The sequence below is a fragment of the Pseudomonas sp. SDO524_S393 genome (assembly GCF_054071875.1).
Window position 1 is genome coordinate 1 of sequence record NZ_JBSVVZ010000184.1, and the last position, 222, is coordinate 222.

The 222-nt window shown below is 57.7% G+C and carries 1 protein-coding gene; it reads left to right on the forward strand.

Annotated features, from left to right (window positions below; all coding sequences use genetic code 11):
• Positions 1-222: DHCW motif cupin fold protein (locus ACW9IB_RS29575; protein ID WP_457416877.1), on the forward strand; the 222-nt coding region annotated here is incomplete at both ends.

Sequence of the window (222 nt, forward strand, 5' to 3'; positions counted from 1 at the left end):
CTGTCGAACCCGTGATTCATCCGGGCGTTATCGGCAAGGCGTTATGGCGCACCTGCCACTTCGGCACCACCCGCGTGCGCATAGTCGAATATACCCCCGGCTACCTGGCGGATCACTGGTGCTGGAGAGGGCATATTCTGTTGTGTCTTGAAGGCGAGTTGCACACTGAATTGGAAGACGGTCGTCAGTTCACCCTGACGGCCGGAATGAGTTATCAGGTGG